The 19354-nt window shown below is 43.7% G+C and carries 16 protein-coding genes; 12 read left to right on the top strand and 4 right to left on the bottom strand.

What is annotated here, in order from left to right; genetic code table 11:
• From AB4653_RS10560 to AB4653_RS10550, 3 genes are all read left to right on the top strand, one after another.
• Window positions 1-1179 (top strand): glycosyltransferase (locus tag AB4653_RS10560; RefSeq protein WP_372104098.1); only part of this gene is annotated, 1179 nt, incomplete at its 5' end.
• A 200-nt stretch (window positions 1180-1379) separates the two neighbouring features.
• Window positions 1380-1838, top strand: coding sequence for a YeeE/YedE family protein (locus tag AB4653_RS10555; protein WP_102258005.1), 459 nt, complete (start codon window positions 1380-1382; stop codon window positions 1836-1838).
• The gene (locus tag AB4653_RS10550; RefSeq protein ID WP_009845336.1) at window positions 1838-2269 is read left to right on the top strand and encodes a YeeE/YedE family protein; all 432 of its coding nucleotides are present in this window, start codon (window positions 1838-1840) and stop codon (window positions 2267-2269) included. Before AB4653_RS10555 ends, AB4653_RS10550 begins: the two co-directional genes overlap by 1 nt.
• A 147-nt stretch (window positions 2270-2416) precedes the next feature.
• On the opposite strand, the gene AB4653_RS10545 is transcribed toward AB4653_RS10550, so the two are convergent.
• Window positions 2417-3292: an endonuclease/exonuclease/phosphatase family protein gene (locus tag AB4653_RS10545; RefSeq protein ID WP_102258006.1), complete on the bottom strand. Its 876-nt coding sequence runs from the start codon at window positions 3290-3292 to the stop codon at window positions 2417-2419.
• Between the two features lie 301 nt (window positions 3293-3593).
• On the opposite strand from AB4653_RS10545, the gene nrdD reads away from it, so the two are divergent.
• Window positions 3594-5714, top strand: coding sequence for an anaerobic ribonucleoside-triphosphate reductase (gene nrdD / locus AB4653_RS10540; protein ID WP_009845338.1), 2121 nt, complete (start codon window positions 3594-3596; stop codon window positions 5712-5714).
• Window positions 5715-5869: 155 nt separating this feature from the next.
• Window positions 5870-6340 carry an anaerobic ribonucleoside-triphosphate reductase-activating protein gene (nrdG, locus tag AB4653_RS10535; protein WP_009845339.1) on the top strand — a complete coding sequence of 157 codons (471 nt, stop codon included), beginning with the start codon at window positions 5870-5872 and terminating at the stop codon, window positions 6338-6340.
• Window positions 6341-6454: 114 nt separating this feature from the next.
• Here the strand turns inward: nrdG and AB4653_RS10530 are convergent, their stop codons facing one another.
• Window positions 6455-7882: an MATE family efflux transporter gene (locus AB4653_RS10530; RefSeq protein ID WP_032555048.1), complete on the bottom strand. Its 1428-nt coding sequence runs from the start codon at window positions 7880-7882 to the stop codon at window positions 6455-6457.
• Between the two features lie 90 nt (window positions 7883-7972).
• Here AB4653_RS10530 and AB4653_RS10525 point away from each other — a divergent pair, with 90 nt between their 5' ends.
• From AB4653_RS10525 to AB4653_RS10510, 4 genes are all read left to right on the top strand, one after another.
• Entirely contained in the window at window positions 7973-8812 is an 840-nt protein-coding gene (locus AB4653_RS10525) for an AraC family transcriptional regulator (protein ID WP_102258007.1), read from the top strand.
• Between the two features lie 251 nt (window positions 8813-9063).
• The gene (locus AB4653_RS10520; protein WP_102258008.1) at window positions 9064-10248 is read left to right on the top strand and encodes an amino acid aminotransferase; all 1185 of its coding nucleotides are present in this window, start codon (window positions 9064-9066) and stop codon (window positions 10246-10248) included.
• Between the two features lie 11 nt (window positions 10249-10259).
• A complete protein-coding gene (locus AB4653_RS10515) occupies window positions 10260-10946 on the top strand; it encodes a RimK/LysX family protein (protein ID WP_102258009.1) in 687 nt (228 codons plus the stop codon).
• A gap of 292 nt (window positions 10947-11238) precedes the next feature.
• Window positions 11239-12846, top strand: coding sequence for an ABC-F family ATPase (locus AB4653_RS10510; RefSeq protein ID WP_080518033.1), 1608 nt, complete (start codon window positions 11239-11241; stop codon window positions 12844-12846).
• Window positions 12847-13097: 251 nt separating this feature from the next.
• Here AB4653_RS10510 and AB4653_RS10505 read toward each other — a convergent pair whose 3' ends face one another.
• The gene (locus AB4653_RS10505) at window positions 13098-14984 is read right to left on the bottom strand and encodes a methyl-accepting chemotaxis protein (protein ID WP_017101870.1); all 1887 of its coding nucleotides are present in this window, start codon (window positions 14982-14984) and stop codon (window positions 13098-13100) included.
• Window positions 14985-15508: 524 nt separating this feature from the next.
• Between AB4653_RS10505 and tkt the strand changes: the two genes are divergently transcribed.
• The gene (tkt, locus tag AB4653_RS10500) at window positions 15509-17503 is read left to right on the top strand and encodes a transketolase (RefSeq protein WP_372104096.1); all 1995 of its coding nucleotides are present in this window, start codon (window positions 15509-15511) and stop codon (window positions 17501-17503) included.
• 74 nt (window positions 17504-17577) lie between these two features.
• On the opposite strand, the gene AB4653_RS10495 is transcribed toward tkt, so the two are convergent.
• Window positions 17578-17814 (bottom strand): hypothetical protein, encoded by a 237-nt coding sequence (locus AB4653_RS10495; RefSeq protein WP_012604808.1) that lies wholly within the window; start codon window positions 17812-17814, stop codon window positions 17578-17580.
• 200 nt (window positions 17815-18014) lie between these two features.
• On the opposite strand from AB4653_RS10495, the gene epd reads away from it, so the two are divergent.
• Both epd and pgk read left to right on the top strand, forming a co-directional pair.
• Window positions 18015-19064 (top strand): erythrose-4-phosphate dehydrogenase, encoded by a 1050-nt coding sequence (gene epd / locus AB4653_RS10490; RefSeq protein WP_029222970.1) that lies wholly within the window; start codon window positions 18015-18017, stop codon window positions 19062-19064.
• A gap of 166 nt (window positions 19065-19230) precedes the next feature.
• The coding region (pgk, locus tag AB4653_RS10485; RefSeq protein WP_372104100.1) for a phosphoglycerate kinase at window positions 19231-19354 on the top strand (124 nt) is incomplete at its 3' end.

The raw sequence follows: 19354 nt of genomic DNA, 5'->3' as shown, positions 1-19354 counted from the left end.
GCTGGCAGCCATATGATGTCTCTTTTACGCCTGTTCAAGAGACAAGGTTGGTCCGTTGAATTTGCAACGCCAGCTCAAGAAACCGAGCACATGATCGATCTCTCTGAAGAGGGCATCACGAGCCAATCTATACAGTTAAATTGCGATAGCTTTGACCTGTACATCGAAGAGCTGCAACCCGATGTCGTGATGTTTGACCGTTTCATGATGGAAGAGCAGTTTGGTTGGCGTGTCGAGAAAGTATGTCCGAATGCCTTTAAATTACTGGATACCGAAGACTTACAGTTCCTACGTAACGCGCGCCATGAAGCGGTTAAGAAAGAGGCTGAACTGACCAAAGCGCATTTGTACAGTGACTTAGCGAAACGTGAAATTGCCGCAATCTTACGCTGTGATCTTTCGTTGATCATTTCAAGCTACGAGATGGATCTGCTTCAATCTGAGTTCAATATCGATCCAAAACTGCTTCATCATTTGCCGTTCATGGTTGATCTTAATACACTTCCTGAAAGCACGAAAAGCTTTGAAGAACGTAAGCATTTCATGACGATAGGTAACTTTAGACACGCACCGAACTGGGATGCTGTGCTTCAGTTACAGAAGATTTGGCCGAAGATTCGCAAGCAGTTACCTGAATCCGAACTTCATATTTATGGATCTTATCCGCCGCCGAAAGCAACGGCTTTGCACAACCCTAAAACCGGTTTCCATATCAAAGGTTGGGCGAAAGACGCTCAAGAAGTGATGGAGCAAGCTCGTGTGTGTGTTGCACCACTCCGATTTGGCGCGGGCATTAAAGGCAAGTTGCTTGATGCGATGAAGTTACAAACTCCGAACGTGACGAGTGAAATCGGCAGCGAAGGCATGTTACCACAAGGAGAATTGCAATGGCCGGGCGCAGTGGCTGATGATATCGACGAGTTTGTTGAACAAGCTGTCGGTTTATACAAAGATGAAGAGAAGTGGCTTAAAGCACAAAGCCAATGTCATTCAATCCTTGAAGCGCACTACGAGCAGAATCAACTCGGCGACACATTGATTGAGCGATTAACGGCGTTAGAGTCCGATCTTGAATCTCATCGACTGGATAACTTCTTTGGTTCGATGCTTAAGCACCACAGCATGGCGAGCACCAAGTATATGTCGCAGTGGATAGCTGAAAAGAACAAGACTAAGTAACTGACACAATAAACCGAATCAAATAATAAGCCCTTAGGTTAACGCCTAGGGGCTTTTTTCATGCAGGACGCTTATTAATTTCAGACTTACAAACCGAAACATTCTAGCAATACATTAGCATTGACTAATTTATATTTATTAGTAAACTCTAATTTAAATTGAGGATGATGAGTTAATCGACGTTATGAGAGAGGTCAGTGATGAGTTTAATACCTTGGGATGCATTGTTCGGTGGCATGTTGTTAGGCGCGTCGGCAATTATTCTTATGTTAGGAATAGGACGAGTAGCAGGTATTAGTGGCATTGTCAGCCGTTTATTACCAGTTGGGACTAGCAACAAAGAAAGCAAAGACACGGATACAGAAAAAACCGAAAAACATTGGCGACTTGCTTTTGTTGTCGGAATGGTCGTGAGCGGCTGGTTATTGATTCCAACAGGCTACCAACTTCCGCAATTAGAAGAGATCAACTTCGCAGTGGTTATCATAGCCGGATTATTGGTGGGCTTCGGTACCAAGATGGCGAATGGCTGTACTAGCGGCCATGGCATTGTGGGGATGGCTCGTTTGTCCAAGCGCTCAATCATCGCTACTTGTGTATTCATGGGTGTGGCAATCGTAACTGTGTTGGCTAAGAACTTGATCGGTTTGGGGGCGTAATGAAAAACTCTTCACTTACTATCGTTATCGGTTTGGTCGCAGGTATTCTTTTTGGCTCAGGTATGATCATTTCAGGCATGGTTGACCCGAACAAAGTACTTGGGTTTTTAGATATTGCTGGCGACTGGGACATTAGCTTGGCATTCGTCATGGGTGGCGCGTTATTGGTCTTCGCTCCGTTTTATCACTTGGTCATTAAAAAGCGCGCTCAAGCCGTCAATGGCGAACCTTTAGATAGCAGTAATAATCCACTAATAGATAGAAAGTTGATCTTAGGTTCAACTGCTTTTGGTTTAGGCTGGGGGATTGCAGGCTTTTGCCCGGGCCCTGCAGTAACCAGCCTTAGTGGAGGTAACCCAACGGTATGGCTGTTCGTCTTAAGCATGCTGGTGGGAATGTGGTTGGCGGGTCGTACGAACAAAACCTGTTAGTAGCAAGCTTATCGCTGATTACATTGGCTTTGACGTTATTCGTTCTGAGCTGACCAAGCATAGAGGTTGACTCGCTTTTAGCAAAAAAGCCAGTCAGCCTCTTTCTATATCTACCGTTAGCTATGATCTGCCGTTATCTAAAATCTACTATTTAATAGTCGTTGAAACTGGGCAATGGTCGCTAAGTTTGTAATCAAGCACATCTTGTGTTTCAAAGACCTTCTGTTTAGCAGGAGAGGCATCTAAGGATTTGCTCACTACAATATGATCAATCACAGAACGGAACTGGTGTGTGCGATGGTTATTGCGGTTAGAGCGTACCTTACAATCTGCTCGAGTTTTTCTTGTCGCCAACTGAGCATCGGCATTTTGAGTTAAGTCTTTCCACATCCAATCTCTTGAGTAAGAAAGGTTATGGTTGAAATCGCCTAATATTGCGTAATCCTGACCTTGGCGTTCTCTTTGCTGTATCCATTTATTAAGTTGTTGCGCTTGGTCTTTGAGCCTTGAACAGTCACGGTTAGATTTATACGCGCCGCTGCAACCCGCCTTTAAATGCACAGACAACATGTGAATTGGTTTTGTATCCGTTTTCACAACCATATAACTGGCAAATCTAAGCTTGCTGTTAGCGCCCGATTCGAGAGGAAAGTCAGCGTAGTCGGTGAGTATGATTCCTTTACGAACCGCGAAGCCTGTGTATTGGTTTACTTCTTTGAACTGATGGTTGCTGTTTTCTGGTAATGCTCGGTCAGACATCAATATCTTGTATTGATCACCTGCGATGCGCTGAATGGCATTGATGTCATCGACTTCTTGGAAAGCCACCACATCCGAATTTAAGGATTGGAAATACTGTTCGAGCTTATCGAAATCCGCTTGATCACGTTGGTCAGAAAACTTATTCACAGCCTCATTGGTTGATAACCATTCGATATTCCAACTGGATATGGTTAAAGGTTCGCCAAATGCTTGGCTACTGAGCAAGCAGCCTAACATTATCCAGTTTTGAAGTCGTTTCATCCCAAATATCCCTAATTTTGGTGTGCAATATAGTTGAGCCGTTATCCTACAACACTTACCGAAAATTCAACTCTTTTTAGCAGTTTTTTTATTGTTACATTGTTTCTTTTCGACTTGAGATCTCACGTAATAATATTGGATTTATCTTGTTCGGCGTGCCTATTTTATTGATCCAAATCAATACTCAATGTTGGTGGTTCTCGTTAAATACGCCACAATATCTAGTGTTAGTTAAACGATAAATCGCTCTATAGTGTGTTTGTGGATAAGTCTGTGAATACCTCAAGAGTAAGGAGAAGTGGTGAAATCAATCGTAATCAAGCGTGATGGCTCAAGAGCTCCATTCAGTAGAGATCGCATCCAAGCTGCAGTGGAAGCAGCATCAGACAAAACCGATAAGGAAATTGCTATTTATGCTCTGAATGTGGCATTAGCAGTTGAGTTGAAGCTCGAAGACTACGATGAAGTTCATATCTCTGAAATTCAAACCATGGTCGAGAACGAGCTAATGCAGGGACCATACAAGTCTCTTGCTCGTGCCTACATTGAATATCGTCATGACCGTGACATCGCACGTGAAAAGCAAAGCGCTTTAACTCGCGAGATCGAAGGTCTGATCGAAGAAAGCAATGTTGATCTGATCAATGAGAATGCCAACAAAGATGGCAAAGTTATCCCAACTCAGCGTGATTTGCTAGCGGGTATCGTGGCTAAGCATTATGCAAAAACTCACATTTTGCCGCGTGATATCGTACAAGCTCACGAGTGTGGTGACATTCACTATCACGATTTAGACTACGCACCGTTCTTCCCAATGTTTAACTGTATGCTTATCGATCTTAAAGGCATGTTAACGCATGGCTTCAAGATGGGTAACGCGGAAATCGACACACCTAAATCGATCTCTACGGCGACAGCGGTAACTGCACAGATCATCGCGCAAGTGGCAAGCCACATATACGGCGGTACAACGATTAACCGTATCGACGAGGTTCTAGAACCGTACGTAATGGCGAGTTACGAGAAACACCTATCACTAGCGAAAGAATGGGACATTCACAGCCCAGAAGCTTTTGCTATATCTCGTACAGAGAAAGAGTGTTACGACGCTTTCCAGTCTTTGGAATACGAAGTAAACACGCTACACACGGCTAACGGACAAACACCATTCGTCACGTTTGGTTTCGGTCTTGGTGAAAGCTGGGGTTCAAAACTTATCCAGCAATCTATCTTGAAAAACCGCATCGCAGGTTTGGGTAAGAACCGCAAAACAGCCGTGTTCCCTAAACTGGTCTTTGCAATCAAAGATGGTTTGAACCACCAGAAGCAAGATCCAAACTACGATATCAAGCAATTAGCGCTTGAGTGTGCATCTAAGCGTATGTACCCAGACATTCTTAACTACGACAAAGTGGTAGAAGTGACAGGGTCATTTAAAACGCCTATGGGCTGCCGTAGCTTCTTGAATACTTACGAAGAAAACGGTGAGTTGATTCATGAAGGCCGTAACAACTTAGGTGTTGTTAGCTTGAACTTGCCACGTATTGCTATTAACGCAAAACAAGATATGGCTAAGTTCTACGAACTGCTTGATGAAAAATTGAAGCTAGCTCGTCGCGCTCTAGAAACTCGTATTTCTCGTCTAGAAAACGTGAAAGCGCGTGTTGCGCCAATCCTATACATGGAAGGCGCTTGTGGCGTTCGTTTGAAAGCAGACGATTCTATTGCCGATATCTTCAAGAATGGCCGTGCATCTGTTTCTCTTGGTTACATTGGCATCCATGAAGCGATGACAGCACTTTACGGCACAGACGTTCACCTGTATGACGATGGCGAAATGCGTGCTAAAGCGCTTGAGCTGGTGGAGTACATGAAGCGTGAAGTGGAATCTTGGACAAAAGAGACAGGTTACGCGTTCAGCTTATACGGCACACCAAGTGAAAACCTATGCAGCCGTTTCTGCAGCATCGATACCAAAGAGTTTGGTGTAATTGATGGTGTAACTGACCGTGGCTACTACACAAACAGCTTCCACTTAGACGTACAGAAGAAAGTGAACCCATACGACAAGATCGATTTCGAGATGCCTTATCCAGAAATCTCTAGCGGTGGTTTCATCTGTTACGGCGAATTCCCGAACATGCAGAAGAACATCGAAGCGCTAGAAAACGTATGGGACTACAGCTACACACGTGTTCCTTACTACGGCACCAACACGCCAATTGATGAGTGCTACGAATGTGGCTACAATGGTGAGTTCGACTGTACAAGTAAAGGCTTTACGTGTCCTAAGTGTGGTAACCATGACTCAACCAAAGTGTCGGTAACGCGCCGCGTTTGTGGTTACCTTGGTAGCCCAGATGCACGACCATTTAACTTCGGTAAGCAAGAAGAAGTTAAACGCCGCGTGAAGCACCTTTAGTAAGCTCTAAGATCATTAGCTATCTTACTAAGAAGAGCTACGTTTCAAGAAACAAGATTGGTATCGGCGCTATGTCGATACCAATTCTTTTATTTAAGATCTTACAGCATTTCGCTTCAAACTATTAAGCAATAACGAGTTTTCAATACTGCCTTATGAACTACCATCAATATCACCCAATCGACGTTGTAAACGGCCCAGGAACACGCTGCACTTTGTTTGTGTCGGGCTGTGTGCACCAGTGTCGCGGGTGTTATAACCAATCGACGCAAAGTTTGGACTCAGGGCACTTGTTCACTCAAGAACTGCAAGACCACATTATCGCTGATCTGAACGATCCGCGAATCAAGCGTCGTGGCTTGTCGCTTTCTGGTGGTGATCCTCTGCATCCTGCAAACGTATCTGAAGTGCTTCAGCTTGTTCAGCGTGTAAAAGCAGAGTGTGAAGGTAAAGACATCTGGGTGTGGACGGGTTACGAGCTCGACGAACTCGATGAAAATCAGAAGCAAGTGCTTGAATACGTCGATACTTTGATTGATGGTCGCTTTGAACAAGATAAAGCGGATCCAATGTTGGATTGGCGTGGTAGTTCAAACCAAATCATTCATCGATTTACTGACATATAACAGTTGTCGTGGCTTAGCACACTCGTAAAACGAAAAAGGGCGTCATGGTTAGCGCAATGCAACCAATCGGCCCTTGGGTGTGAGTTCTTTTCGTTTATTCGCTTAAACTACCATTCAAGCAACGACCTGATCTGGCTCTTCTATTAAGTTGTTGATCCATTTCTTAGAGTGAATCCGCTGGCTAGTTAAAGCTATCTTCGCTAGCTCTTCCAGCAGCACAATCATCAAAACCCATTCTAGCGGCCACCCCAACACCAGAGCAGTAAAGTAGGCGAGGGGAATACCAATGGCCCACTGGCCGAATATGTCGATGAAGATGCTGTAGTTGATGTCTCCACCACTTTTTAGCACTCCGCCTATACCAACCATATTGAAGACTCTTAGTACCATACCGAGTGCCATTACTAAGGTAACGTTAACGGCCGTATCTTTGAGCTCTAAGTGAGTAAGACCGATCATGTATACGATCGCGGGTTTGGCGATAAAGCACATTAACGCTAGTAAAGCAGCAAGCCCACAACTCACTAACACATAGCCCCAAGCTGTATTCTCGACACGTTGATAGTTCTTCGCACCGATCTCGTTACCTAGAATGATGGAAGCCGCAACCGCAAAACCCAAAAAAGCAGAGATCAAAATGCTTTCGACAGGCGATAGCAAGGAAATGATCGCAAGTTCTCCAACCCCCATTTGGCCAACAATAACGTTGTAAATAAGAATCCCGCCCGCCCACGCAGTGTCGTGAACCAACATAGGTATAGCCACCGTAAAGTACTTCTTTCTATGCTTCGGTAATAACGCATCTCGCCAATTGCTTAACGTCGGGAATAGGTGCGGGTAATGTTTTCTTGCCATAACAAGCAATGCAATGGTTTGAAAGAATCGAGATACTGTGGTGCCAATAGCCGCACCAACCACACCCAGTTCTGGAAACCCAAACAAGCCGAAGATCAATAGGGCATTGAGAATTGCATTGACGATGATTGCCCAGATACTGATTTTGGTGGGGAGCTTGGCTTCGCCCACAGAGCGAAGTGCACTCTCTAGCGGCACAACTACAGCGGTACCAATAAGGCTGGCTCCTGTTATCCAAAGGTAATCCGTTGCCAAGCGGACGTAATCAGGGTCTGAGGCCACCACAGACACGACTGATTCAGGAGCCAATGTATAGATGAACACAAAGGGAATGATGGCAAAGATCGAAAGTGCCCATGATTGCGCTAGTGTACGTCGAATTCCGTTGAAATCACCGGCACCAAAATATTGCGAAGCTAGCACGCTCACAGCTCCGCTAATCCCCGATACCATGATCAAGTTGAAGAAGAAGATACGGTTGCCAACACCAACAGCGGCGGTTGCAGAATCACCAAGCTGGTTGACCATAAAAATATCGACCACGCCTAGTAATGAAAACAACATGGTTTGCAGTGAGACAGGTAAACCAATGTGTAATAGTTTTTGCCAAAACTCTTTGTCCAAATGACGATATGTCGAGAGCATCGCATTTCCCCGGTAGTGATTATGCGAGAAGTTTATCGGCATTTGTTTTCGCTGTATTCTTCAGACTCATCACAAACTTTTGCCAAACTATCCACTTTGATAAGTTGGCCAATAGAATGAGTTAGCAGTGATATGAGTGATAAACAAGAAAGGTATGAGATCTCTGAAAAGACGCACCAAGAGTTTGTCGATCAAAGCCATGTTTTGGCATTTGAAGAGCTCGGTATCGTTCAATGTGGCACGGCGTCGTGTCGAGACTTCTTTTCGGTGTATCGTAAGAACCAACAAAAACACATGTTGCTGTATACCGTGAGAGGTAAGGGATGGCTCGAAAGCGAAGGGTGTCGCTACATTCTAGAACCAGGCTCTTGCATTACTGTTCCTGCAGGCGTTGAGAACGGTTTTGGTATTGAAGAAGAAACATGGCAGATCGCATGGATCTTTCTATCGCCTAATAAACAATGGGAAAATGTCGTCAGTGATGAAGTGAGTTATACGCTGTCTCCGGCGGCAGAAGTCGTCTCGTCGTGCATTCATACGTTGTTGAGAAGTATTGCCTTACCCATCGATTTGGGTGGAGCGATTGCGATTCACAGTGTAGCCCAAATAGAGTTCATGATTAATGCGCCAGTGCCTCAGCAACAGTCGCGCAATTTGATCCGCTTAAGACGCGTTTTCGATAATGTACAAAAGCAGCTCCATAAAGAATGGAACGTTCATGAACTCGCGAGCTTATTCCCGTGCTCAGAGCCACACTTCCATCGTTTGTGTCAGCGCTATTACTCGCACAGCCCTATGACTCATATCATGCGTATGAGAATGGAATACGCTGCACGGCTACTTAGATCGAGTGATTGGTCGATTCAACACATTGGTGAGATAGTCGGATATCCAAATCCCGCTAACTTTAGCACTCGGTTTAAGGCGTGGTCAGGAATGACACCAAGACAATTCAAACAAAGTGCCCAATAGCGATCTTTATAGGCGCATGCAAACATAAGACACATAGAAGCATAAGATACATAGAAATACAGCGCTTTGAATTGTGCAATTGGTTATTAGGTGTTTGAAATTTGCACTATTTATCCGTTTGAAATGACCAATCTCTGATTACTTCTAATTACTAATGGTAACTAAGCGCTTCTATTAAAAAATGTTTCTGATTTGTCTACGATAATGTTAACGTGAAACTCATACTTGAATTTCAAAGGGTTGTGACTTTCATGTTTTCACATCTACCAAAACCAACTTTAGATCCAATTCTATCTCTGTCTGTCGCTTACCGCGGCGATACTCGCACTGATAAAGTCGACTTAGGCATTGGCGTTTACAAAAACGACCAAGGTGAAACACCGATCATGAAAGCCGTCTCTAAGGCTCAAGATATCGTTGTTGAAACACAGAAAACCAAAGCTTATGTTGGCCTAGCAGGCTGTGAAGAGTTTAACCAGAGCATGGTTGATCTGTTGCTTAAAGGGACTTCTGCAATAGGTCGCGTTGCTGCGATTCAAACACCAGGTGCAAGTGGTGCACTTCGCATGTTGGGTGACTTGATGAAAGTCTCTCAACCAGACACAACGGTTTGGATTTCAAACCCAAGCTACGTTAACCATAAACCGGTGATGGAAGCGGCGGGCTTAAAAGTTCGATACTACAATTACTTCAGTCCTGAAACGAAGCAAGTTGATACGGCTAAAATGTTGGCCGACCTTTCAAAAGCGGGTCCATCAGACGTGGTACTTCTTCACGGTTGCTGTCATAACCCAACGGGTGCTGACATTGATTTTGAAGCGTGGCAGGAAATTACTAAGTTATCGCAAAAGAATGGTTTCTTACCGTTTGTTGATATTGCCTACCAAGGCTTTGGTGATGGCCTAGAAGAAGACGCAAAAGGTCTTCAACATATGGCGAACAACGTAGAAGAGATGTTGATTACGACGTCATGTTCGAAAAACTTCGGTTTGTACCGTGAAAGAACGGGTGCCGCGATCGTTATCGGTAAGAACAGCGAACACGTAGGCAATGCTAAAGGTAAGCTACTGACGCTGGCTCGTTCAACTTACACAATGCCGCCAGATCATGGTGCCGCGTTGGTTAAAACAATTCTTCAGAATCAAGAACTAACGGCGATTTGGAAACAAGAGTTGAGTGAAATGCAGCAACGTTTGTTAAATCTGCGCCAAAGTTTATGTAATGAATTGCGAAATACTTACAACACGTCACAATTTGACTTCATCGAAAGCCATAAAGGCATGTTTAGTGTACTAGGCTTTAAAGAAACTCAAATGAATCAACTACGTGAAGAATATGGAGTCTATGGTGTTGGTGATGGACGCATCAATATCGCAGGCCTTTCTGAATCCCATATTCCTTATGTGGCTAAAGCGATAGCCAACGTTTCAAAATAGAAGGTGACTGAATGTATAATTGGAAAGCGATTGTAGTTTTAATGCTAAGTGGTGGCCTGTTTGCTTGTTCGACAACTACTGAAGTTCCTGTCGAGCCAGAGCAAAAGCCTCAAGTAGAACAACCTGTTGTCGATGACTCTTCTAAGACTGACGCAACGGAAGGCGAAAAAGTAACGGAACCTACAGAGAAGCCTGAAGAAGTAAAACCAACGGAACCAGAAGCGAAACCAAAGCCTGAACAAAAACCGACTGCAAAACCAACCAAGACAAGTGATGGCAAACTGATTCTTGGCGAAGAGGAGTGGGTGTTTGTTCCTGGTCTTAAAGAAGCGTTTAAAGCACGAGTTGATACAGGTGCAACAACATCATCAATCAGTGCCGTTGATATTGTTGACTTCGAACGTGACGGTAAAGATTGGGTTAAGTTCAAAATTGAACATGACGGCATCACAACTGAAGAGATCAGCTTGCCGGTAGAGCGTTGGGTTAAGATCAAGCAGTCGAGCGCGGAAGGTACACAACGACGTGCTGTTGTTGTCGCTTCAATTCAAATCGGCGATCTAAAAGATAAGACTGAATTTACGCTAGCAGATCGAACGCATCTTTCTTTCCCAATTCTGTTGGGGAGAAGCTTCTTTAGAGATGTTGCCGTTGTCGATGTTGGTCAAAAATACGTTCAGAAAAAAGTAACTAAATAGCGTCAATCGGTATTTATTCGAATTAGAGTCTGATGCTTTTATTGATGAGAAATGAAATCCCTACTAATGGAATTAGTGGGGATTTTTTCTTTTTATGATGTAATAAACGACGAAATACACTTTATTGTGCGTTGTTCTTCATTCGTTCACTGTTTAACCTCGACAATGTGATCCTGATCTCTATATAATCCGCGCTTCGTTTTATGTTTAATCCATACTTTCGTACTTCTTATTTTGGCTAATTGAAATAGCCAAATAATTATCTGTCAGTACACGCTTAGGAATTAGTTCTTTGATATCTACCGCGAACATCACAATGCAATTTGGCGCAGAGCCGCTGTTTGAAAACATCTCTGCTAAATTTGGTAACGGAAACCGTTATGGTTTGATCGGCGCCAATGGTTGCGGAAAATCAACGTTCATGAAAATCCTAAGTGGCGCATTGACGCCAAGCTCGGGCAACGTTTCGATCACTCCTGGAGAAAAACTGGGTGTGCTAAGCCAAGATCAGTTCGCTTTTGAACAGTACAGCGTTATCGATGTAGTAATCATGGGTGACAAAAAACTGTGGGAAGTAAAACAAGAACGTGACCGTATTTACTCTTTGCCAGAAATGAGCGAAGACGATGGTATGAAAGTCGCTGAGCTTGAAAGTGAATTCGCGGAAATGGATGGCTACACAGCAGAAAGCCGTGCTGGTGATATCCTAATTCAAGCGGGTATCGAAGAAGAGTTTCATTTCGGCCTAATGCAACAAGTTGCTCCGGGTTGGAAATTGCGCGTGCTATTGGCACAGGCACTGTTTGCAAACCCAGATATCCTGCTTCTTGATGAACCAACCAACAACTTGGACATTCACACGATTAACTGGCTTGCTGAAGAGCTAAACCAGCGTAAATGTACAATGATCATCATTTCGCACGATAGACACTTCCTTAACTCTGTATGTACACATATGGCAGATATCGACTACGGCGAGCTACGTGTTTACCCGGGTAACTACGAGTACTTCTTAGAAGCGTCGGGTTTGATTCGAGATCAACTTCTAGCGAGCAATGCTAAGAAAGCGGCTGAGATCAGCGAGCTTCAAGATTTCGTAAACCGTTTTGGTGCTAACGCATCTAAAGCAAAGCAAGCAAGTTCACGTGCTAAGAAAATGGACAAAATCACGCTTGATGAAGTGAAATCATCGAGCCGTATGAGCCCATCTATTGATTTTGGTGAAGGTAAGAAACTGCACCGTCAAGCACTTGAACTTAAAGAGCTTGGTCACGGCTTCGATGGCGAAACACTGTTTGCTGGTGGTAACTTGCTACTTGAAGCGGGTACTCGTCTTGCCGTTATCGGTGAGAACGGTGTGGGTAAAACAACACTATTGAAATGCCTAGTTCAAGAGCTAGAACAAAACGAAGGTATCGTTAAATGGTCTGAAAACGCATCAGTAGGCTACTGCCCACAAGATAGCACGTCTGACTTTGATAACGATCTGAGTATCTTCGATTGGATCTCACAATGGCGTACAGTGAAGCACGATGACCTTATGGTACGTGGTATTCTAGGTCGTCTATTGTTTACTGCTGATGATGCGAACAAGAAAGCGCGTAACTGTTCTGGTGGAGAGAAGAACCGTCTGTTATTCGGCAAGCTAATGATGCAAGACATCAACGTGCTTGTGATGGACGAACCAACGAACCACATGGACATGGAAGCAATCCAAGCCCTGAACGACGCATTGAAGGTTTACACGGGGACGCTTATCTTTGTAAGCCATGACCGTGAGTTCGTTTCTTCGCTAGCAACACACATCATTGATGTAAAAGACCAACAATTAGTGAGCTTCCAAGGTACTTATGAAGAGTACTTGGATCATCAGAAAAAGATGCTGATGGTTAGCTTATAACAGTCTTAGTTGGTCTATAACCGTATTGGTTGACCTATAGTTGCATTAGTAATTAGGTAAACGGCTAACAGCTAACTGTTTATTTGCTGACTATAATAAGAAAGTAATAAGAATAAAAAAGCCCCCGAACACAATAGTGGTCGGGGGCTTTTTGTCGTTCTGATGTTGGTTCTAATTTTAAACGCGGTTAAAAAAATTGTTTAACCGCGCCCAAGAACGAGAACGAGAACGAGAACGAATTATCCGTACGTCTAGTATTTAAACAATTGAACTTGAGTATTCAACTGTTGAGCAATACCGCGCAACTCTTCAGACAAGTGACGAGAGTTATCAGCCTCAGTAGACATGTTTTCTGATACATCATTAACCAACTGAATATTCTTACTGACTTCACCGGTAACCGATCTTTGCTCAGAAGCAGCATTCGAGATATGTGAAGCCATCTCCGAGATCTGTTGAATCGATGTCGCGATCTCTTCCAGTGCAATAGTCGCATTGTTTGCATCATCGACACTTGATTGCGCCAAATCTTGGCTACGTTGCATTGATTCAACCGCACTGACGCTGTTTTTCTGAAGAGTCTCGATCATTTCGCGTATCTCGTCTGTAGAACTGTGAGTACGTTGAGAAAGAACACGAACTTCATCTGCCACAACCGCAAAACCGCGACCTTGTTCACCCGCACGTGCTGCTTCAATCGCTGCGTTTAAGGCCAATAGGTTAGTTTGTTCTGCAATATCAGAAATGGTTGATAGAATAGTGTTGATGTCTAACGCATTCTTCTCAACTTCTTGAATGATTCCTGAAGCGTTCTCAACTTGTTGAGCAAGACTAGTGATGGAATCTTGGTTACGAATGATGACTTGCTTACCTTGTTCACAATTCTCTGTTGAACTGATCGCTGAATCAGCCGTCATTTGCGCGTTGTTTGCTACTTCTTCTGCTGTTGCCGACATTTCATGTACGGCTGTAGCAATCTGAGAAATTTCGTGAAGTTGGACTGATAGACCTTCACTTGTTTGACGAGCGACATTGGTACTAATTTCAGATTGCTGATTAAGCTGGTTCGAAGAGCCCGCAATATCACGCACTATCTCTTGAAGTTTTGCTATGAACGCGTTGACGTGATGCGCTAGGGTGCCAATCTCGTCTTTACTATGAACAGTCATACGCTGTGTTAAGTCGCCGTCACCTTTGGACAATGCTTCCATTGCCGAGCTTAGTGTCGTTAATGGCGACAGTGCTTTCTTGATGATAAACATCGCAACAAATGCGATTACAGCAAGTTGTATTAGACCAAATATTACCGACTGACGAACTAATGAATAGTAAGAAGCAAAAGAGTGATCTTTATCTATAACAACAGTGAAGTACCAGTCTGTATGAGGAACTTTCTGAGCAGAAAGAAGGGAGTCGGTACCTTTAATGGTTAACTCTTCAAATTCTGGATTTTGCGCAAGTGATTTGATTTTCTGAGCAGAAAGGTTGTTTGAAATATTAGAAACAGGCTTTAGCGTTAGGCCACGGTCTCTATGGGCAACAATATTACCTTTACCATCGACAAGAAAAGCGTAAACACCAGGTTGCTCAATACTTACAATATCATTGATGAGGGTGTTTAAGTTCAGGTCTGCACCAATAACGCCAGAGAACCCGTTGGTATTGAATGGGCTTGCAATTGTTACCACTAGGTCATTCGTAGCCACATCAACATAGGGTTCAGTGACGACTGTTTGACCTGCCGCCATAGGCGCTTTGTACCAATCTCGAGTACGTGGGTCGTAATCTTGCGGTACTGGCAAATCACCACCTAGAAGAAAGCGACCGTCAGAAAGCCCTGCGTAGGCAATTTGGAACTTACCAGCACTCGTACTTTGAGTTAAATAGCTGGTTGGGTCATCGGTAAAAGTAAATGAATTTTTCGCTGCATTTACAACGTTAATTCGGCCTTCAATCCATTTTTCTATACCCGATACCGTTGTATCAGTTAGTGTATTTGAATATTGCTGAATGGAACGATAGGTTTCGTTAAGAAGTTGCTTACCTGTTACATAAGTCTGAATCATAGTCATTGCGAAAATAATGACAACAAACATCAATGTTAATTTGTTCTTGATTGAAATATTGCTAACACCCATTTACGGTACTTCACTCTATTAGAAATTTGGAAGAGAGTAGCAGTACGCCGTATTACCGTAAAGATATTTTATTACTGATTTTTATCAATAAATGAATAGCATAAAAATGAGTTATAAACGGAAGTGACGAGAAAGGGTGATTTTCGAGGATTTTAAGCTAAATGTTTAGTTTTTAGTTGCAAATAGTTAAATGCAAATAATTTATGCCGTCGCAATCAAGAAAGCGCCGCCATTCAATACAGTATATTTTGTAGGTGTTTCTACATCTAGACGGCTATTTTAAATTCCAACGGTCGAATTACAAGCTCTTTTTTAGGATATGTCATAACTAAACGTTTGCGTGTTGGTAGGGGGAAGCCATTGTTAAGTGGTGTAAATGATCGAAAATTGCGGAAAATGACCGTTAAAGTACCAGTAAAACGTTTGCAGTCGCTATAGTCGTTTGAGAGAATACCCGCGCTAATAAAAATGAAAACTTTAGCATCTATCTCTTTTTTAAATCGCTTATGTATCCAGGAGCAGACATGCCTTCTCGTAAAGATCTAGCCAATGCAATCCGCGCACTTAGCATGGACGGTGTTCAACAAGCAAACTCAGGCCACCCAGGCGCACCTATGGGTATGGCTGACATCGCTGAAGTTCTTTGGCGTGGCCACTTGAACCATAACCCAGCAAACCCAGAGTGGGCTGACCGTGACCGTTTTATCCTGTCTAACGGTCATGGTTCTATGCTGATTTACTCTCTGCTTCACTTAGCAGGTTACGAGCTTTCAATTGAAGACCTAAAAAACTTCCGTCAACTGCACTCTAAGACTCCAGGTCACCCAGAGTACGGCTACGCTCCTGGTATCGAGACAACGACTGGTCCTCTAGGTCAAGGCATTACTAACGCTGTTGGTATGGCTATGGCTGAGAAAGCGCTAGCTGCACAGTTCAACAAAGAAGGCCACGACATCGTAGACCACTACACTTATGCATTCATGGGTGATGGCTGTCTGATGGAAGGTATTTCTCACGAAGCATGTTCTCTAGCGGGTACGCTAGGTCTTGGTAAGCTGGTTGCTTTCTGGGATGACAACGGCATCTCTATCGATGGCGAAGTTGAAGGTTGGTTCTCTGACGATACACCTAAGCGTTTCGAAGCTTACGGCTGGCACGTAATCCCAGCCGTTGATGGTCACGATGCTGACGCTATCAACGCGGCTATCGAAGCAGCTAAAGCGGATCCTCGTCCTACACTTATCTGTACTAAGACTATTATCGGTTTTGGTTCACCAAATAAAGCGGGTACGCACGACTGTCACGGTGCTCCACTAGGTGCTGATGAAATCACAGCAACTAAAGCGGCACTGGGCTGGGAACACGGTCCTTTTGAAATTCCAGCTGATATCGCAGCTGAGTGGAATGCGAAAGAAGCAGGCGCAGCGAAAGAAGCAGCGTGGAATGCTAAGTTTGACGCATACGCAGCGGCTCACCCTGAGCTAGCAGCTGAATTCAAACGTCGTACTAATGGCGATCTTCCAGCTGAGTGGGAAGAGAAAGCATCGGCAATCATCGCTGATCTTCAAGCTAACCCAGCAAACATCGCATCACGTAAAGCATCTCAAAATGCTCTAGAAGCATTCGGTGCTATGCTACCTGAATTCATGGGCGGCTCTGCTGACCTTGCGCCTTCTAACCTGACTATGTGGTCTGGTTCTAAGTCGCTTGAAGCGAACGACTTCTCAGGTAACTACATCCACTACGGTGTACGTGAATTCGGTATGACTGCAATCATGAACGGTATCGCTCTGCACGGTGGTTTCGTACCATACGGCGCAACGTTCCTAATGTTCATGGAATACGCACGTAACGCAATGCGTATGGCTGCTCTGATGAAAGTTCAGAACATTCAAGTTTACACGCATGACTCTATCGGTCTTGGCGAAGATGGTCCTACTCACCAACCGGTTGAGCAGATCGCTTCTCTACGTCTGACTCCAAACATGAGCACATGGCGCCCATGTGACCAAGTTGAGTCTGCTGTTGCTTGGAAACTAGCAATCGAACGCAAAGATGGTCCTTCTGCACTTATCTTCTCTCGTCAGAACCTTGCACAGCAAGACCGTGACGCAGAGCAAGTGGCAAACATCGCTAAGGGTGGTTACATCCTGAAAGATTGTGAAGGCAAACCAGAGCTTATCCTTATCGCAACTGGTTCTGAAGTTGAGCTAGCGGTTAGCGCTGCTGCTGAACTAACAACTGAAGGCAAGAAAGTACGCGTAGTATCTATGCCTGCTACTGACGCATTCGACAAGCAAGACGCAGAATACCGCGAGTCTGTACTTCCATCTGACGTTACAGCACGTATCGCAGTAGAAGCTGGTATCGCTGACTTCTGGTACAAATACGTTGGCTTCGGTGGCAAGATCATCGGCATGACAACGTTTGGCGAATCTGCACCAGCAGGCGAGTTATTCAAGATGTTCGGTTTCACTACTGAAAACGTAGTAAACACTGCAAAAGAGCTTCTTGCTTAATCATTCGTTGTAACGCGAATAGAAAAAAACCGAGCCACTGGCTCGGTTTTTTATTTGGCTTTCAGAAACATGAGTTACTCGAATTCATTTCCCCAATTATCAAGTTCTCTAGTCCCACAGACCTTACATTCAACGTAACGATCCATGTTGTAGTAATGACCACCATTGATAATTGAATTAGCAAACAGCTTTATTCTTCCTAACAAAGTTTTGTCGGTATCATAGCTGCTTGTTTGGCGAACAAGAACTTCACTATGTGGCGTTTCTTTATTGCACGTTTTACAAAAATGAGTCGCTGGGAATCCAGACATAACCTTTTCCTTTGGTTGAGAAAACTAGGTTAGAAATAGCCGTAGGATTAGGTAAAACTCATTTTTTATGATTACATTGAAATGGCTGATATGCCATGTTAATGGATTGTTTTTGTCGAGTTATACCACTCAATTAATGCGCTTTGAATAGGATTCAGTTATCATCTGTTGCACGAAATTTTGGTTAGATGTACGGAACTATGCTAAAAGTCGCGATAAATGGATTTGGACGAATAGGGCGCAATGTATTGCGCGCTGTCTATGAAAGTGGCAAAAGCCAACAAATCAAAGTAGTAGCGGTCAATGAGCTTGCTCAACCTGACGCTATGGCTCACCTATTGCAGTACGACACCAGTCACGGCCGCTTCGGCAAGAAAATCTCTAATGATCAAGAGCACATTTATGTTCATCATGGCATTGGTGCTGAAGATAAAGGCGAGTTTGATACCATTCGTATCTTACACCTGGCTGATATTGAACTGTTGCCTTGGCGTGATCTTGAAGTCGATATTGTTCTCGATTGTACCGGTGTTTACGGTTGCCGAGATGATGGCCTAGCGCACATCGCTGCTGGAGCTAAAAAGGTACTGTTTTCACACCCTGGTGCTAACGACCTTGATAACACCATCATCTATGGTGTAAATCACGATACTATCGAAGCTGACCACCGAATCGTTTCCAATGGTTCATGCACCACTAACTGTATTGTCCCTATCATTAAAGTACTTGATGATGCCTTTGGTATTGAGTCAGGTACCATTACGACCATTCACTCTTCAATGAATGATCAGCAAGTTATTGATGCATACCATAGCGACTTGCGTCGTACTCGAGCAGCAAGCCAATCAATCATTCCTGTCGACACTAAATTGCATAAAGGTATTGAAAGAATCTTCCCGAAATTTTCTAACAAGTTCGAAGCGATATCTGTGCGTGTGCCGACGGTAAACGTCACTGCGATGGATTTAAGTGTCACAATTAATACAAATGTGAAAGTTAATGACGTAAATCAAACCATTGTTAATGCTTCCCAGTGTACATTACACAATATAGTTGACTATACTGAAGCGCCGCTCGTTTCCATCGACTTTAATCACGATCCCCATAGCGCAATCGTTGATGGTTCACAAACTCGAGTGAGCAATGGCACCTTAGTGAAAATGCTGGTGTGGTGTGACAATGAATGGGGCTTTGCGAACCGAATGCTGGATACGGTTCTTGCAATGCAAGCTTCAGAAGGCAAGAAGTAAGACCTAGAAGCAAATGTGTGGATTATTTATTTTTTAGCTTGAAATAAATACTAAGTGTCCACATATTATTAGCAGTTAAAGCATTACCAGTTGAATAATTTATAGGCTTAGCAGGGTTGCTGAGTTTCCAAAACTTTATTTTTATTTAAATTTGAGAGGACAAATCATGTCTGTGATCAAGATGACTGACCTGGAACTTGCAGGTAAACGCGTATTCATCCGTGCTGACCTAAACGTACCAGTAAAAGACGGTAAAGTAACTTCAGATGCACGTATCCTAGCATCTCTAC

It is taken from the genome of Vibrio sp. 10N.222.48.A3, assembly GCF_041475345.1.
Classification (GTDB): Bacteria; Pseudomonadota; Gammaproteobacteria; order Enterobacterales; family Vibrionaceae; genus Vibrio; species Vibrio tasmaniensis_A.
Note: the sequence above shows the minus strand (reverse complement) of the source record. Positions and strands in the feature narration are given on the sequence as shown.

Coding starts and splice junctions, on each gene's coding strand:
- AB4653_RS10495 (WP_012604808.1), bottom strand. CDS start 17,814: ATGTCTGGATTCCCAGCGACTCATTTTTGTAAAACGTGCAATAAAGAA.
- AB4653_RS10530 (WP_032555048.1), bottom strand. CDS start 7,882: ATGCCGATAAACTTCTCGCATAATCACTACCGGGGAAATGCGATGCTC.
- AB4653_RS10520 (WP_102258008.1), top strand. CDS start 9,064: ATGTTTTCACATCTACCAAAACCAACTTTAGATCCAATTCTATCTCTG.
- nrdG (WP_009845339.1), top strand. CDS start 5,870: ATGAACTACCATCAATATCACCCAATCGACGTTGTAAACGGCCCAGGA.
- tkt (WP_372104096.1), top strand. CDS start 15,509: ATGCCTTCTCGTAAAGATCTAGCCAATGCAATCCGCGCACTTAGCATG.
- AB4653_RS10550 (WP_009845336.1), top strand. CDS start 1,838: ATGAAAAACTCTTCACTTACTATCGTTATCGGTTTGGTCGCAGGTATT.
- epd (WP_029222970.1), top strand. CDS start 18,015: ATGCTAAAAGTCGCGATAAATGGATTTGGACGAATAGGGCGCAATGTA.
- AB4653_RS10555 (WP_102258005.1), top strand. CDS start 1,380: ATGAGTTTAATACCTTGGGATGCATTGTTCGGTGGCATGTTGTTAGGC.
- AB4653_RS10545 (WP_102258006.1), bottom strand. CDS start 3,292: ATGAAACGACTTCAAAACTGGATAATGTTAGGCTGCTTGCTCAGTAGC.
- AB4653_RS10505 (WP_017101870.1), bottom strand. CDS start 14,984: ATGGGTGTTAGCAATATTTCAATCAAGAACAAATTAACATTGATGTTT.
- AB4653_RS10525 (WP_102258007.1), top strand. CDS start 7,973: ATGAGTGATAAACAAGAAAGGTATGAGATCTCTGAAAAGACGCACCAA.
- AB4653_RS10515 (WP_102258009.1), top strand. CDS start 10,260: ATGTATAATTGGAAAGCGATTGTAGTTTTAATGCTAAGTGGTGGCCTG.